General features: G+C 56.3%; 15 protein-coding genes. 8 read left to right on the top strand and 7 right to left on the bottom strand.

Annotation, left to right across the window (positions count from 1 at the left end):
• Positions 1-3 precede the first annotated feature (3 nt).
• From Q0802_RS13005 to Q0802_RS13020, 4 genes are read left to right on the top strand one after another with little or no spacing between them, the layout of a single operon-like run.
• The gene (locus tag Q0802_RS13005; RefSeq protein WP_298918880.1) at positions 4-807 is read left to right on the top strand and encodes an ABC transporter permease; all 804 of its coding nucleotides are present in this window, start codon (positions 4-6) and stop codon (positions 805-807) included.
• A 1-nt stretch (position 808) separates the two neighbouring features.
• Positions 809-1,600: an ABC transporter permease subunit gene (locus tag Q0802_RS13010; protein WP_298918883.1), complete on the top strand. Its 792-nt coding sequence runs from the start codon at positions 809-811 to the stop codon at positions 1,598-1,600.
• Entirely contained in the window at positions 1,597-2,631 is a 1,035-nt protein-coding gene (locus tag Q0802_RS13015; protein WP_298918885.1) for an ABC transporter ATP-binding protein, read from the top strand. Before Q0802_RS13010 ends, Q0802_RS13015 begins: the two co-directional genes overlap by 4 nt.
• Complete coding sequence (locus tag Q0802_RS13020) at positions 2,628-3,440, top strand: phosphodiesterase (RefSeq protein WP_298918888.1); 813 nt, start codon at positions 2,628-2,630, stop codon at positions 3,438-3,440. Before Q0802_RS13015 ends, Q0802_RS13020 begins: the two co-directional genes overlap by 4 nt.
• 147 nt (positions 3,441-3,587) lie before the next feature.
• Here the strand turns inward: Q0802_RS13020 and Q0802_RS13025 are convergent, their stop codons facing one another.
• The gene (locus Q0802_RS13025; protein WP_298918891.1) at positions 3,588-4,268 is read right to left on the bottom strand and encodes a GntR family transcriptional regulator; all 681 of its coding nucleotides are present in this window, start codon (positions 4,266-4,268) and stop codon (positions 3,588-3,590) included.
• A gap of 217 nt (positions 4,269-4,485) precedes the next feature.
• Here Q0802_RS13025 and Q0802_RS13030 point away from each other — a divergent pair, with 217 nt between their 5' ends.
• From Q0802_RS13030 to Q0802_RS13045, 4 genes are all read left to right on the top strand, one after another.
• On the top strand, positions 4,486-5,271 hold the full coding sequence (locus Q0802_RS13030; RefSeq protein ID WP_298918894.1) for an SDR family NAD(P)-dependent oxidoreductase: 786 nt from the start codon (positions 4,486-4,488) through the stop codon (positions 5,269-5,271).
• Positions 5,272-5,322: 51 nt separating this feature from the next.
• Entirely contained in the window at positions 5,323-6,306 is a 984-nt protein-coding gene (locus Q0802_RS13035; RefSeq protein WP_298918897.1) for a TRAP transporter substrate-binding protein, read from the top strand.
• Between the two features lie 64 nt (positions 6,307-6,370).
• Positions 6,371-6,907, top strand: coding sequence for a TRAP transporter small permease (locus Q0802_RS13040; protein WP_298918901.1), 537 nt, complete (start codon positions 6,371-6,373; stop codon positions 6,905-6,907).
• Positions 6,908-6,916: 9 nt separating this feature from the next.
• On the top strand, positions 6,917-8,197 hold the full coding sequence (locus tag Q0802_RS13045) for a TRAP transporter large permease (RefSeq protein ID WP_298918904.1): 1,281 nt from the start codon (positions 6,917-6,919) through the stop codon (positions 8,195-8,197).
• A 99-nt stretch (positions 8,198-8,296) separates the two neighbouring features.
• Here the strand turns inward: Q0802_RS13045 and Q0802_RS13050 are convergent, their stop codons facing one another.
• The 6 genes from Q0802_RS13050 to Q0802_RS13075 form a co-directional block, all read right to left on the bottom strand.
• Positions 8,297-10,021 (bottom strand): caspase family protein, encoded by a 1,725-nt coding sequence (locus Q0802_RS13050; protein WP_298918907.1) that lies wholly within the window; start codon positions 10,019-10,021, stop codon positions 8,297-8,299.
• 306 nt (positions 10,022-10,327) lie between these two features.
• On the bottom strand, positions 10,328-11,269 hold the full coding sequence (locus tag Q0802_RS13055; RefSeq protein WP_298918910.1) for a 3-keto-5-aminohexanoate cleavage protein: 942 nt from the start codon (positions 11,267-11,269) through the stop codon (positions 10,328-10,330).
• Positions 11,270-11,272: 3 nt separating this feature from the next.
• Entirely contained in the window at positions 11,273-12,301 is a 1,029-nt protein-coding gene (locus tag Q0802_RS13060; RefSeq protein ID WP_298918913.1) for a branched-chain amino acid ABC transporter permease, read from the bottom strand.
• Positions 12,298-13,161, bottom strand: coding sequence for a branched-chain amino acid ABC transporter permease (locus Q0802_RS13065; RefSeq protein WP_298918916.1), 864 nt, complete (start codon positions 13,159-13,161; stop codon positions 12,298-12,300). Before Q0802_RS13065 ends, Q0802_RS13060 begins: the two co-directional genes overlap by 4 nt.
• A gap of 1 nt (position 13,162) precedes the next feature.
• On the bottom strand, positions 13,163-13,870 hold the full coding sequence (locus Q0802_RS13070; protein WP_298918919.1) for an ABC transporter ATP-binding protein: 708 nt from the start codon (positions 13,868-13,870) through the stop codon (positions 13,163-13,165).
• A complete protein-coding gene (locus Q0802_RS13075) occupies positions 13,863-14,591 on the bottom strand; it encodes an ABC transporter ATP-binding protein (RefSeq protein WP_298918922.1) in 729 nt (242 codons plus the stop codon). The genes Q0802_RS13070 and Q0802_RS13075 overlap by 8 nt, the downstream gene beginning before the upstream one ends.
• Between the last annotated feature and the right edge of the window lie 19 nt (positions 14,592-14,610).

The raw sequence follows: 14,610 nt of genomic DNA on the forward strand, positions 1-14,610 counted from the left end.
CCGATGACAAACCGACATTTTGTTCTGGCGTGCCTGACGCCATTGCTGATCTTTTCACTGGCGTTTCTGGCGCTGCCGCTTGTGCGCCTGTTCCTGGCGTCGGGCGAAGGCGAAGCGGGTTGGGCCATCTACTTGGACATCCTGCGCAAACCACGCTACCTGGAAACGCTGGTTTTGACCGTGCTTGTGTCCCTTGCGACAACATTTACGGCGCTTGCGATCTCCACAACGGCGGGGATGTTTTTGTCGCGCAACCAGTTTCGGGGTCGTGGGATGTTGCTGTCGATCATGACGCTGCCGCTTGCCTTCCCCGGCGTTGTGATCGGATTTCTGATCATTCTTCTGGGCGGGCGGCAGGGGCTCATCAATCAAATCACACCCGGCCATGTGGTCTTTGCTTATTCGGTGGTCGGCCTCTTCCTGGGGTACCTGTATTTCTCAATTCCAAGGGTTCTGCTGACTGTGATGGCCGCCGCAGAGAAGCTCGACCCGGCACTCGAGGAGGCGGCGCGCACGTTGGGAGCCTCGCCGTACAGGGTTGTGATTGATGTGATCATGCCGGGCCTTATGCCGTCACTGATTGCCGCAGGAGCAATTGCCTTCGCCACCGCAATGGGCGCTTTTGGCACCGCCTTTACGCTCGCCACAAACATCGATGTCTTGCCAATGGTAATCTACACGGAATTCACCCTTTCCGCCAATATTGCCATGGCCGCGGCCCTGTCGATCGTGTTGGGGATTGTCACCTGGATCTTGTTGCTGATCGCCCGCAGCCTTTCCGGCACAACCGTCGCCGCAGGAGGCTGATATGTTCCGTTCAAAGACAAAATTGCTGCAATTATCCGTCACGCTGACGGCCTGTGCATTCCTGTTGATCCCCACAATCATGTCCGTCCTCGCGGGCGTTACCGCAAACTATTTTCAAGGCATCTCCTCCGGGCTCACCTTCAAATGGGTTTACCAGGTCTGGGAGCTATACGCAGACAGCATTTTCCTATCGCTCTGGATTGCCTTTGCCTGCCTGATCTCTACTCTGATCATCGGGTTGCCCGCAGCCTATGGTCTCGCCCGCCATCCCGGTTGGCTGTCGCGCGTGCTGGAAGAGTTCATTTCCCTGCCGCTCGCGGTCCCGGGTCTGGCGCTGGCCCTCGCACTGTTACAGCTCTATGGCTCCATGAAGGGATTTCGTGCTTCGTGGACGTTTATTCTGGTTGGGCACGTGCTGTACACGCTTCCCTTTATGGTACGGTCAATTCTCGCCGTGCTCGCAGCCATTGATCTCAAAACGCTGGAAGAAGGCGCGGCCTCCCTTGGGGCCTCTCCCTGGCAGCGCTTTCGCGATATCGTGGTTCCCAATGCCATGCCCGGCATTCTGGCTGGTGCCCTGACAGTGGTCACGCTGTCGATCGGCGAATTCAACCTCACATGGATGCTTCACACACCTTACCTCAAAACCCTGCCTGTGGGTTTGGCCGATAGCTATGCCTCCATGCGCCTGGAAGTTGCCTCCGCCTATACGCTTGTTTTCTTCGTGCTGATTGTGCCACTGCTGATGGCCATGCAATGGGCGTCTGCACGTGCTCAAAGGATCGCTCAATGACCCTTCGCCTGACAAACACCGCCAAAACCTACCCGGATGGCACCAGGGCGCTCCTGCCCACGGAACTGGAAGTCGCCTCCGGGGAGGTGGTGTCGCTGCTGGGGCCATCGGGGTGTGGGAAAACCACGTTGCTGCGGATTATCGCAGGGCTGGAAACACCCGATCCAGGAGGAGAAATCTGGTTCGACACCGACAATGTTACTGCCCTGCCGGTTGAGCGGCGCAATGTTGGCATGGTGTTTCAATCCTATGCGCTTTTTCCGAACATGTCCGTGCGCGCCAACATCGGCTACGGGCTGAAAATGCAGAAACTTTCCAGACCCGAGATCGACGCGCGGGTGAGTGAAGTGCTGGAAATGTGCCAGTTGGAAGACTTTGCCCACCGCGCCATAACCGCGCTTTCCGGCGGTCAGAGACAGCGGGTCGCGCTGGCCCGCGCAATTGCGCCACGCCCGAGACTCCTTTTGCTCGATGAACCCTTGTCTGCGCTTGATGCCGCCTTGCGCGAGGCGCTGCGCGATGAGCTGGCAATCCTGCTGCGAAAATTTGAGATCACCGCGATCTTTGTCACGCACGATCAGGATGAAGCCATGGCAATCGCCGATCGCGTGGCAGTCATGTCGCAAGGACGCATCGCCCAGAGCGGTACGCCAGAAGAGCTTTATCGTAATCCCAAAACGTCATTCGTCGCGGGGTTCGTCGGTAACGCGATGCACTTGGAAGGCCAAGTCGATAAAAGTACGATGAAATTGCAAGGCGGCACCTTGAGCCTTGAGCGCGATGGCACCGGACATGATGTCTACGTTCGTGCCGAAGACGTGTTGATCAATTCGTCAGGCCCGTTGCGTGGGCAGGTTGAGAGTGTCACGTTTCTCGGCACCCACTACCGGGTCGCAATCAAGGGAATTGTTCCGGGGCTGTTGACCTCAATCTTTCCCGGCCAGAAGGCACCAAAGGTCGGAGAAGCGGTTCACGTTTCGATCAAGCCCAACACGTTGTTGTTGCTACCCCGATCCGGAGCGCACCCATGACAAAGATCATCCAGATTTCCGATCCACATATCGTGCCCCATGGTCAGCTAGCGTATGACCGTGTGGATACAGCCCCTCCCCTCGCGGAATGTGTCGAGACCATCAATCGCATGCTGCCACGGATTGGCCTCGTTGATATGGCGATTGTCACCGGTGATCTAACCGATTTCGGGTCTGCAGAGGAGTACCAGAGATTTCGCGACCTGATGGCGCCGCTTGAAGTCCCTTACCGTGTGATCCCCGGCAACCATGACAATATCGACGTGATGCGGACGTCCTTTGGCGATCAAACCTGGATGCCAAGATCGGGTCCGATAAACTGGGTGCAGGAATTTTCCAACCTCGCGCTCATTGGTCTCGATAGCTCCGTTGCAGGTCAATCGCACGGGCATTTGAGCACCCAGACGCTGGCGTTTTTGAAGGAATCGCTCGACGGCATGGCCCTGAAAACCGTGCTTGTCGCGATGCACCACCCGCCGTTTCTGACTGGCAAACATAAGATGGACACTCAAAACCTTCGAGATAGCTCAGATTTGGGTGAAATTCTCTCTGCCTACCGCGGAGAGCTTCGCCTCATCTGCGGCCATGTTCATCGCAACATCGTCTCACTTTTCGGGAACGTTGTCTGTCAGATTGCCCCTGGCACATCTCATGCCGTCACCATGGATCTGCGACCGGATGCCCCCAACTGTCTGACCAGGGAGCCGGGTGCGTTTCTGTTGCATGAGACCCGCAACGGGTTGATCAGCCACAATATTCCCATAGGCCAATTTGACGGCCCCTGGCTCTTCTACCCTGATCGAGGCTGACGTGGATTTATAGAGCCTATGACGAATATGCGCATCACCGCCCAAATCGGCATGATCTGCCAATACCTGTCGTTGCACACCGGGATCAGTTGGGACGATCGGAAATCGTTTGATGATGGCGGGTAGCCTTTCCAAGCGCCCTTCGACCTACTCAAAGTATTCTGCATGCTTTGCGTGAATGTCGGCGATCGTGTCATCGAGACGGGCCAGATGGCGACGCACTATCGCCGCCGCCTCATCCGCATTGCGCCGGTTGAGGGCCTGTGCCAAATCCATGTGATCTTCCAGCAACGTCCTGGCTTCGCTTTGTCTACCAAGGCTTAGAACACACAGCCTGTCGATGCGTTGTTTGCACTCCTGGATCGTATTGAAGGCTAAGGGATGCCCTCCTAGTTCACAGATCATCTTGTGAAACGCATAGTCCAAGGCGTGAAAGCCTTCTGGTTGCCCACGATCGAGTACGTCTTGTTGTTCAACAATATTTTTCTCAAGAACGTTCGATTTTTCGGGTGTCCAACCCGCACATGCGCTGCGAACAACCTCCAGCTCAACGGCGAGCCGGACAAATCGCGCGTGTGCGATGCGTTCAAGTGAGAACCCGCGCACCTTGGTGGCCTTTTGTGGCCGGATCAGCAATAAATCCTGAGCTTCGAGCCTGTTGAACGCGTCCCGGATCGGTTGCCGCGAGACCCCGAAACGCTTCGCGATTTCTGCTTCTGACAACTTTGCACCAGGCAACACCCGCAAGGACACGATCTCCTCAAGCAATTGATCGAAAACCAAATCCGTCGTGGTCCGTCGTTCGAATACATCTGTGATGTTTTGCATTTCCTGCCTTTAGTTATCTGCCGCAGCGCGCCTTACCCAAAAAGATCGTCAAATCCAAACGCCCACTGCGTTTGGTAGAACCCGCGGGATCGAGCCGAATAAAGTGGTTGACAATACTAGTATACTAGTCGTCTAAATGACGCAATCGCGATCTACTAACAGCTAGCCTTCTGCGCGGCAAAAACTGAACCGATCCGAGCATTGGAGACCACCGGCAATGAGCAACACGGATGATGCAACGAATGGAGCGCGACTCCCGCTTGCCGACAAGGTAGCGGTTGTCACGGGCGGTGGCCGAGACATTGGTCGCGCCTGCGCATTGAAACTGGCCACTGAAGGCGCATCCGTCGTCATCAATTATCACGCGTCATCAGATGGGGCCGAAAGTGCTGTTGCGACCATCACCGCAAATGGCGGCAATGCCATCGCTTTCCGGGGCGATATGACTTCCGCTGACGATGTGACAGGGCTGATCAGCCAGACAACGCAAACCTTTGGCAAACAGATCGACGTGTTGGTCCATGTGACCGGAGGGCTGGTGGCACGAAAGACCATTGCTGAAATGGACGTTGCGCATTGGAACAAAGTGATGGATTTGAACGCAACATCGTTCATGCGCGTTATCAAAGAAGTTCTGCCCCATATGTCGCGGGGAGGCACCATTGTCGGGCTCGCGAGCCAGGCAGGTCGCGATGGCGGTGGCCCGGGCGCTGTGGCCTACGCGGCCTCAAAGGGCGCGGTGATGACCATGACCCGGGGCTTGGCGAAAGAGCTCGGACCGACGATCAGGGTCAATTCGGTTTGCCCCGGCATGATCGATACCGATTTCCACAACACCTTCACCAAAGACGAAGTGCGTAGTCATGTGGCGAACATAACGCCGCTCAAACGCGAAGGATCGTCAGAGGACGTGGCCAATCTGGTTGCGTATCTCGCATCAGACGAGGCTGCATTCATCACAGGCACCAACATCGACATCAACGGAGGTCTGCTCTTTTCGTAATCGGCTGCGGCCGGACCTCACACAACAGTTCATTATTCCAGGGAGGAAGACATGTACCAGAAACTTTCGAAAACATTTTTGGGGGCCATAGCGGCTGCATCGATGATTGGCGGCGCGGCTGCGGCCGCCGACTGGCGTGGATGGAACATCCACACAGACGGATACCCCAACACCATTGCGATGGATAAATTCGCAGAATTGCTGGCCGAAAAAACCGACGGTGAAATCACACTTCAGATGTTTCATGGCGGCACCTTGGGAAGCCAGCCAGACGCCATCGAGCAGGTACGTCTCGGCGGATTGGAGATCGGTAATTTCAACCTCGGGCCAATTGGTCCCATTGCTCCCGAGGCAAATGTTGTCTCTCTGCCGTTCATCTTCAAAGACGTACCGCACATGTTCCGGGTCCTCGAAGGTGAGGGCGGCAAGGCAATTGCAGCCGGCATGGCCGCGAAAGGTCTCGTGCCTCTGGCCTGGTATGACGCCGGCGCGCGCTCGTTTTATAACGGCGCAAAGCCCATCAACGCACCGGCGGATGTCGCTGGCATGAAAGTGCGTGTGATGAACAACGACCTCTACTCCGGGATGATCTCTGAGCTTGGGGGGAATCCGTCACCCATGGCTTTTGCCGAAGTTTATCAGGCGCTCAAAACAGGCGTTGTAGATGGCGCGGAAAACAACTGGCCCTCCTACGAATCCACCGGTCACTTCGAGGTCGCGGGCTACTACTCTCTGAGCCAGCATCTGATCATTCCGGAATGCATCTGTATTAATGCAGATGTCTACAATGGGCTTTCTGACGAAATTAAAACCGCCGTAACGGAGGCCGCCCTGGAATCCGCGGAGACCCAGCGTCAGCTTTGGGCAGAACGCGAAGCCACCAGCCGCAAGATGGTGGAAGACGGCGGTGTTGCCGTCAATGTGATCGCGGACAAGGGCCCGTTTCAGTCAGCCATGGCACCCGTCTACGAGACATATCTGTCAAGCAATCCTGACCTGCGGCCGCTCGTCGAGTTGATCCAGGCCACTGACTAAGCCTGACAAAACCCCACGCGCCCGCCGATGTAGGTCGGGCGCGTGGCATGCGGGGAGTTTTCAGATGTTTCGAACCCAACCACAAAGAGATACGTCGCGGCTCCTATCGCTTTTCGAAACAGTTTTAGATGCGATTGCATATGGTTGCCGCATTATCACCGGCGTTTCATTGGTTGTCTTGACGGTGATTTTCGGGTGGCTGGTCTTCGGTCGATACGTGCTCAACGCCACGCCGACCTGGGTTGAGCAAGCCGCACTATTGCTGGTCATGATCATCGCCTTTCTAGGTGCTGCGGTTGGCATACATGAAAACACACATCTCTCCGTGACCGCGTTTCGAAATCCACTCCCAGATCGCCTGCGACAGGCGTTGATTGTGCTGAGCGATCTGCTCCTCGCGGGCTTCGGAATTCTGATGCTTTGGCAGGGCGCCAAACTCACACTGTTCAAATGGGGGTCCCAAATACCGTTGATCCAACTACCCGAAGGTCTGCGCTCACTGCCGCTGACTGTTGGCGGAGCACTGATCCTGCTTTTCACTCTGGGGCATTTGATGCGCCTGATGCTCGGTCGCGACACCCGCAGCGCTAAAATTCAGTAGGAAATAGGAATGGGGCTTTTCGTTCTCCTCGGCATGTTCGCGGTTTGTGTCGTCATTGGTGTGCCTGTTGCCTTCGCTCTTGGCATCTCCGCGATCGCGGCCTTTTGGTATGAAGGCCTCCCGCTGATGATCGGGTTCCAACGGATCATCTCGGGCATCAATGTCTTTTCGCTGATGGCTATCCCTTTCTTTATCTTCGCCGGAGAGCTGATGTTTCATGGCGGCATAGCAGCGCGGCTCGTTCGTTTTGCCTCTGCTGCCGTTGGGGCCGTTCGCGGGGGTCTTGGCATCGTCAATGTGTTCTCTTCGATGCTCTTTGGCGGCATCTCGGGTTCGGCAGTAGCCGATATCTCGGCACTAGGGTCCATTTTGATCCCGGTCATGAAGGAAAAAGGCTACGACGCCGATTATGCCGTCAACGTAACGGTCACCTCTTCGATTGCCGGGATCGTCATCCCCCCAAGTCACAACATGATCATTTTTGCCATCGCTGCGGGGGGTGGTATCTCGATCTCCAAGCTGTTCCTTGCCGGCGTTCTGCCGGGCATCCTGATGTGCCTCTGTCTTGCGGTCGCGGCCTACATCGTCGCTGTCCGCAGAGGTTACCGGGCGGAGACTTTTCCAGGATGGCAGGCGCTGGCCATCAGCTTCGTCGCCGCGATTCCGGGCCTCTTCACAGCGGTGATAATTGTGGGCGGCGTACTCTCCGGGATCTTCACAGTCACTGAATCAGGTGCCTTTGGTGCAATCTACGCATTTGTCGTCACGCTGCTTATCTACCGAAGCATTACGTGGCGTACATTCTGCGTGGCAGTATCTCAATCCGTACGAACGACCGGCATGGTGATGATCCTGATCGCCTGTGCTGGCGCTTTTGCCTATATGCTCACCTTTTACAGGGTGCCTGATCAAATGGTGTCCTTGCTGACGGGGATGACCGAAAATCCCATTCTCATTCTCCTGATGATCAATGTCGTGTTGCTGGTTCTTGGCATGATCATGGACATGGCCGCCCTCATCCTGATTTGCACGCCAATTTTCCTGCCGGTCGCAAACAGCCTTGGCATAGACCCGTTGCAATTCGGAATGATTATGATGGTCAACCTCGGACTGGGCCTGTGCACACCACCTGTTGGAGCTTGCCTGTTTGTCGGATGTGCGGTCGGCAAACTGCCAATGGAAAAAGCTGTCAGAACCATTTGGCCATTTTATCTGGCCATCTTCAGCGCCCTCATGATGATCACCTTCATCCCGGCGATCTCGCTTACCCTGCCCCGATTGCTCGAGTGACGCGCATGGGTCGCATCAGCGTGACCGGGTTCTCAATTCATATGATGTCTGGTCAACTTCATCGGCTGGAATACTGCCAATCCAGCTGGCCTCGCAATTTTACAAGCCGCTGATAATCCCCAAAACGAACAAACCAACGAAGAATAACCCGATATAGCTGCAAACACGCATGAACTTGCTCCAGCCATCCAGCGCACCCCAAGGCCGTTTTTCCGGCTTGGCGCCACTTTGCGCATGATGTGAGGTCTTTTCATCTCCGCTTTGGCGCTGGGTCGCGGTTTTCTTCGCGGTCTTCATGGTCGAGGAAATTGTCTCACTCGTGCCAGCCTTGATATGAGCAAACTTGCGTCCAAGCTTCATGGCCGGAGACTCGTCTGACGTAGAATGCTTTTTTTGCGCGTCATCCTGAGGCCGCTTGGTTGTGACCAGTCGATCCCATTCATCAAAGAAAAGGCCCGGCTTGAAGTCACCTTCAAGATGGGTTTGCAGCAACTGGAAACACCGACGCTGCACCGAATTCATCTGATCTAGATTGAGCTTCAAAAGCCCGTTCAAGCTGTCTGACTGACCTTCGGAAAGGGTTCCATCGTGTTGCAGGTCATTGACCTGTTTGCGCATGCGCCGTGCCAGATCACGATGCGGATGCAGCCCGGTTTTGCGCAGGGAAACGGCACCGATGCCCGAGAAATTGAACTTTTGTGGCTTTTGCAGATGCTCGGCCTGCATCTGTTCCTCCAGATAGTCAAACAGTTCGCGGGTATCGACCGATCCATCGCCATTGCGGTCGGCAGCACCCTTGAGCCCGTCAAGCAGATGCTTTGTGAAGACGCCGTGCCGGTACCCTTGCTCCTCGCGAGCCACCTGGGTGCTTGTGGCCGAGGTCATCACAAGCGTGCGACTGCTTGCCCCCAGTTCCATCTTGAGTTGCTCTCCGAGGGCCGAACGCGGGGCTTCCTCTCCAGCAGCACCGGCATAGCAACAATCAAGGATGACCAGTCGCGCACGTGCCGGCGCCTGCTCGATCACATCCAGCAGATTTCCATATTTCATCGCTGTGGAATGGACGAGACCGGCGCGCGTATCAGCAAAAGCAAGATGGAGCTTTTGATTACGCACCAACCCATGGCCCGCATAGTAGACCAGCACGAGGTCATCACGACGGGTCCCAGCCGTTATCTCTTCGATACGGGTCAAAGCCGCCATATGATTGCCCTTGGTAATCAGCTCAACGTGATCGAACTGCTCCCCGGTTTCTCCCTGTAGCAGATTGTGCAGGGCTGTTGCGTCGTTCCGGGCGTAACTCAGGTCCTCAAGCTCCGGGTCCTTGAAACGATCCATTCCGATAACAATTGCGGTTTTTTGTCCGCTCCGCCGTGCTTGAGATGTCTTTCGCCCCGGTTCGAATGGCCGAACAGGTTCTACCTCTGGCTTTGTTGCCTCATCAAAGGACGTTGGCGCTTCGGCAAAACCGGGCGTCAATCGCGACAAAATATCAAAAACACGCTTTTCGCTGAAATTCTTGGCGTTAAATATGACTTCCGCACCATCTTCTGCGCGCAGCTGGAATGACACGCTCCTTTCCCGCAGCACATAGGCTTTGAGAACGCCGACAAGAGCGGATACCGCTGCTGACTGCCCGACTTCGATCCAAAGCTGCGGATCCAACAGCAGTTCAAGCGCCCGCTCCCCGGTCGCAGGTAACCGCGTCGCGCGCGTAGAGCTCACACCAGCTGTTTCGTTCAAATCACTGTTGAGCCGTTCCAAGAATTTGGACAAGGCTTCATCATCAAGTGCTGAAGACTGAACATCAAGTTTGAGTGTCATAACAAAACCACCCGGGACAATAAATAAACATAATAATGGGGTAAATAGTGCAGCAGTAGGACTGTCTGCGTCAATAGCTGTGTTCCCGTACTCCGTGTGGCGACAGGTTGATACATGTTTTGATGTAACCAGCGCATGCAGATACCGCACGTCGCTTACGCTTGGCTTCGCCTAAGCTGCCGCCAATTTCCGCACCTCGGCATCTTCGCGGGAGGTCACTTGCTCCGCAATGGCACGGGTGCCGTGTGCGCAATTCTACCATATGGTAGTCAGATCAGAACCACGGGCCGCAATCGGCTTTGGAGGTCAAAAAGCGACGCGATCTCCACCCTTAAGACCAAGAATTTCGCGGGCCTCATCCGGTGTCGCAACTTCGCAACCCAAATCCTCCACGATGCGCCGTATTTTTGCGACCTGCTCCGCGTTGCTGTCGGCCAGCTTCCCGCGCGAAATGAACAGGCTGTCTTCCAGTCCGACACGTACGTTGCCCCCCATCTGGCTGGCCGTTGCACCAAGTGTCATCTGCGCACCCCCTGCCCCAAGCACAGACCAGCGGTAATCATCACCAAAGAGCCTGTCAGCCGTGCGCTTCATGAACACCAGATTGTCGACCTCGGGGCCGATCCCGCCCAGGATGCCAAAGATGAACTGGATAAATACGGGCGCTTTGAAAAGCCCAATGTCCATGCAGAACCTCAGATTGTAGAGATGTCCAACGTCGTAACACTCATGTTCAAATTTGACATCATGGGGCGCAAGCGTGTCGGCCGCTTCCTTGATGTCCCGGAACGTATTGCGAAAAATATTCCCGTCTGAATTCTTGACGTAGTCTTTTTCCCAATCGAACTTCCAATCCTCATCCTTGTAGCGCCCCGCGAGAGGGTGAAACGAGAAGTTCATCGACCCCATGTTCAGGGAACACATTTCGGGCGAAAAGGTCTTTGCTGGCGTGACCCGGTCTTGGATGGAAAGGCTCAGCGATCCACCGGTCGAAATATTCACGACGGCATCCGTCGCCTGTTTGATCCGCGGCAGAAACGGCTTGAAGTCGTTGACGTCGACAGATGGGGCACCGGTCTCATTGTCACGCGCGTGCAAGTGAAGGATTGACGCCCCCGCCTCTGCCGCATCCAGAGCTTGCAGGGCAATATCGTCATGGGTGAAGGGCAAAGCGTCCGACATGGTGGGCGTGTGAATAGCGCCCGTTACGGCGCAGGTGATGATCGTCTTGCGTTTCTGTTTGACCATGGGTTAGCCTTTCTTCGAAGGATGGGTTGTCTTGACACGGAAACTCAAGGGAAAGAGCTCGATGTCAAAGCGGCCGCGGATCAGGCCCCAGATACCGTTTGGTGCTTTCAGCATGATCACAATTGCGACGACGCCTAGGACAAGGAGGTAGATCGTGCCGAGATCCGCAAGTGTTTCGCGCAGAACAAAGAAGATCAAAGTCCCAATGATGGGCCCTTCAATTGTGCCGATCCCGCCGATCACAACGATAAAGATCACGAAGGCCGTCCAGTCATTGACCGAAAACGCAGCATCCGGCGAGATACGAAGTTTTTGCAGGAAGATCAGCGCGCCGATCATGGTCGTCAGCGCAGCGGTCACGACATAAACAACGAACTTCGTGCGCCAGATGTCGATGCCAAGCGATCCCGCCGCCAACTCATTGTCACGAATGGCGGTCAGGGCCAGCCCGTTGCGTGATCGCAAAAGCAGATATACGGCCGCGATGACAATGACCGTTGACCCAAGGGCCAGCCAATAGCTCAGATGTTCGCGACCCGACCGCGAGGCCGCCAGTGATTTCACGATGCCCACCGGCAGCGATGATCCGGACCCGCCCCCCAGTGCGGAGACCTGGGCAAAGGACAAGCGGAAAACCTCGGCGATGACCCAAGTACCAATGGCGAAATAGGCACCCCTCAGTCGGAATATCAAAAGCGCAACCGGCACGGCCACGAGCGCGCCAAGAACCCCCGCGAGGGCGATCGCCCCAAGCGGATAGATGCCGCCGAAGATGGTCAGCGCAAAAAGCATGTAGCCGCCAAAACCGACATAGGCCTGCTGCCCGACCGAGACGAGGCCCGCGTATCCGGCCATCAGGTTCCAGAGGCTGGCGAGGGCGAGGTAGAGAAACAACTCCCCCATCAGGCGCATGTCTGCCCGTCCCGCCCACCACGGGGCAGCGATTAGAACGATCAGGATCAGGGCGCCAACTACGGCAGCAGCCTTTGCGGCCCGAGATGTGCGGGTGACGTGGAGATTTGACAAGTTCATCCGTTGATCCTCGGGAACAGCCCATTGGGACGCAGGGCAAGGATCACCAAAAAGGCGATATGACCCGCCAGAAGTTGCCAACCCGGGTCGATCTTTGCGCCGATGGCCTGCGCAACGCCGAGGATCACGCCGCCCACAAGGGTTCCCCAAAGATTACCAAGCCCACCAATGATGACGGCCTCGAACCCGAAGATCAGGCGACCGCCACCTATCGAAGGGTCAAAGCTGGTACGAATCCCCAGCATGATGCCGGCGATGGCCGTCACACTCAGGGCAAGCGCCATGGCAAGGCCAAAGATGTGGCGCCGGTTCAGGCCCATGAGTTGCGCGATTTCCTGATTGTCAGACGTTGCCCGGAAAGCGCGACCAAGGGCTGTGCGATAGAAGGTCCATTGCAACGCGGCAATCACGGCGATGGCGATTCCGAAGGTCAACAGCGGCAGCAAACCCATTGACAGACTTCCGACGGCAACGCTGGCCGTTTCCAACGCACCCGCATTCAGCTTTTGTGGATCGGCGGAGTAGCTTTCCAGAAGCGCGTTCTGAATAATCACCGATAGCCCAAAGGTCACCAGCAAGGGCGGCAGGATATCTTTGCCCAATGTCTGGTTCAGGATACCGCGTTGGAGCACGTAGCCAAAAGCAGCCATGATCGGCACAACAACGATCAGGGCAAGCAGGGGATTTAGCCCAAGAACAGTCGTGACCGAGAGGCCCAGATAGGCGCCCAGTACAATCAAATCACCATGGGCGATATTGACCAGACGCATGACCCCGAAAATCAGCGACAGGCCAGCCGCAAACAGAGCGTAAAGACCGCCCAGTAATGTGCCTTGTACGATGGCATTGACCCACTCCATGTTACGCAACCCCAAAGTAGGCGCGCGAGATGTCCTCGCGGGCAATGGTGGCAGATGTCCCTTCCAGTGAGACGCGCCCCTCTTGCAGGCAATAGAAACGCGATGAAACGGCAAGCGCCTTGGTAATATCCTGCTCCACGATGAGTGCGCTCATGCCTTCCCCGATGATGCCAGGCAGGGCGGCATAGATGTCCTTGATGATGATCGGCGCCAGCCCGAGGCTGATCTCGTCGAAGAGGATCAGGTCCGGGTTGGCCATGAGGGCGCGGCCAATGGCCACCATCTGCTGTTGACCGCCTGACAGCGACGTCGACTGTTGGTGGCGACGTTCCTCCAGAATGGGAAAGAGCTTGTAGATGGCAGGCAAGGACCAAGCGCCCTTACGGCCAATCTGGCCACCGATGATCAGGTTCTCCTCGACCGACAGCGACGGGAAGAGTTGTCGCCCCTCCGGCACGAGGGCAATGCCCCTTGCTGCGACTTCATCTGCCCTGAGCGCACCGATGTCCTCACCCCGGTAGCGCACCATCTCTGGCCTGTTTTGCGTCAGGCTCGAGATCGACCGCATCAGGGTGGTCTTGCCCGCGCCATTGGCCCCGATGATCGCAAGGACTTCGCCCTCTGCAACCTCCAGATCAATGCCGTAAAGAGCCTGAAAATCGCCGTAGAACGCATTCAGGCCTTGGAGCGTCAGAATTGGGTCAGGCATCGGCTTCGATCCCCAGATATATTTCCTGAACCTCGGGGCTTTCCATGATGGCCTTGGGTGCGCCTTCCGCGATCTTCCTGCCAAAATCGATCACGATCAGCCTGTCGACGACGGCGAGCAAAGCATGCACAACATGCTCGATCCAGATGATCGTCACGCCACGCGCATGGATGTCCCGGATGGTCTGTATGAGCGCGCCGCATTCCGCTTCTGTCAAACCACCCGCGATCTCATCCAGCATCAGAAGCTTAGGTCTGGCGCAAAGTGCGCGCGTCAGTTCCAACCGCTTCCGCCCCAATAGTGTGAGGCCCCCCGCGAGTGTGTTGGCACGGTCTAGTAACTCGGTTTGATGCAGCACGTCGAGGCAGAGCTGTTCCGCCGCTCTCCCCTGCATCCCACCTGCCTGCGTGGCCGCGATCATCGCGTTTTCAAACACCGTCATGCCCGAAAAGGGCTGCGGCACCTGAAAGCTGCGGGCCATTCCCGCACGGCAGCGCTTGGCAGCGCTGCTTCTCGTCACGTCACGGCCATCAAAGAGGATCCTGCCAGAGTTCGGCGACAATGTTCCGGTGATCAGGTTGAACATTGATGTTTTCCCGGCGCCATTGGGACCGATCACACCAAGCGCCTCACCCGACTGAACATCGAAACTGAGCGCGTCAGCCACGGTCACGGCACCAAACGCCTTGGAAACCTGATCGAGTTGTAAAAATGCTGCCATGATTCCTCGGCTTTACGTA

Origin of the sequence: uncultured Roseobacter sp. (assembly GCF_947495275.1) — a bacterium.
In the GTDB taxonomy this organism is placed as follows: Bacteria; Pseudomonadota; Alphaproteobacteria; order Rhodobacterales; family Rhodobacteraceae; genus Roseobacter.

Excerpts from the sequence above, each read along its gene's own strand:
- Q0802_RS13005 (WP_298918880.1), top strand. The coding sequence starts at position 4 with ATGACAAACCGACATTTTGTTCTGGCGTGCCTGACGCCATTGCTGATC.
- Q0802_RS13010 (WP_298918883.1), top strand. The coding sequence starts at position 809 with ATGTTCCGTTCAAAGACAAAATTGCTGCAATTATCCGTCACGCTGACG.
- Q0802_RS13015 (WP_298918885.1), top strand. The coding sequence starts at position 1,597 with ATGACCCTTCGCCTGACAAACACCGCCAAAACCTACCCGGATGGCACC.
- Q0802_RS13020 (WP_298918888.1), top strand. The coding sequence starts at position 2,628 with ATGACAAAGATCATCCAGATTTCCGATCCACATATCGTGCCCCATGGT.
- Q0802_RS13025 (WP_298918891.1), bottom strand. The coding sequence starts at position 4,268 with ATGCAAAACATCACAGATGTATTCGAACGACGGACCACGACGGATTTG.
- Q0802_RS13030 (WP_298918894.1), top strand. The coding sequence starts at position 4,486 with ATGAGCAACACGGATGATGCAACGAATGGAGCGCGACTCCCGCTTGCC.
- Q0802_RS13035 (WP_298918897.1), top strand. The coding sequence starts at position 5,323 with ATGTACCAGAAACTTTCGAAAACATTTTTGGGGGCCATAGCGGCTGCA.
- Q0802_RS13040 (WP_298918901.1), top strand. The coding sequence starts at position 6,371 with ATGTTTCGAACCCAACCACAAAGAGATACGTCGCGGCTCCTATCGCTT.
- Q0802_RS13045 (WP_298918904.1), top strand. The coding sequence starts at position 6,917 with ATGGGGCTTTTCGTTCTCCTCGGCATGTTCGCGGTTTGTGTCGTCATT.
- Q0802_RS13050 (WP_298918907.1), bottom strand. The coding sequence starts at position 10,021 with ATGACACTCAAACTTGATGTTCAGTCTTCAGCACTTGATGATGAAGCC.
- Q0802_RS13055 (WP_298918910.1), bottom strand. The coding sequence starts at position 11,269 with ATGGTCAAACAGAAACGCAAGACGATCATCACCTGCGCCGTAACGGGC.
- Q0802_RS13060 (WP_298918913.1), bottom strand. The coding sequence starts at position 12,301 with ATGAACTTGTCAAATCTCCACGTCACCCGCACATCTCGGGCCGCAAAG.
- Q0802_RS13065 (WP_298918916.1), bottom strand. The coding sequence starts at position 13,161 with ATGGAGTGGGTCAATGCCATCGTACAAGGCACATTACTGGGCGGTCTT.
- Q0802_RS13070 (WP_298918919.1), bottom strand. The coding sequence starts at position 13,870 with ATGCCTGACCCAATTCTGACGCTCCAAGGCCTGAATGCGTTCTACGGC.
- Q0802_RS13075 (WP_298918922.1), bottom strand. The coding sequence starts at position 14,591 with ATGGCAGCATTTTTACAACTCGATCAGGTTTCCAAGGCGTTTGGTGCC.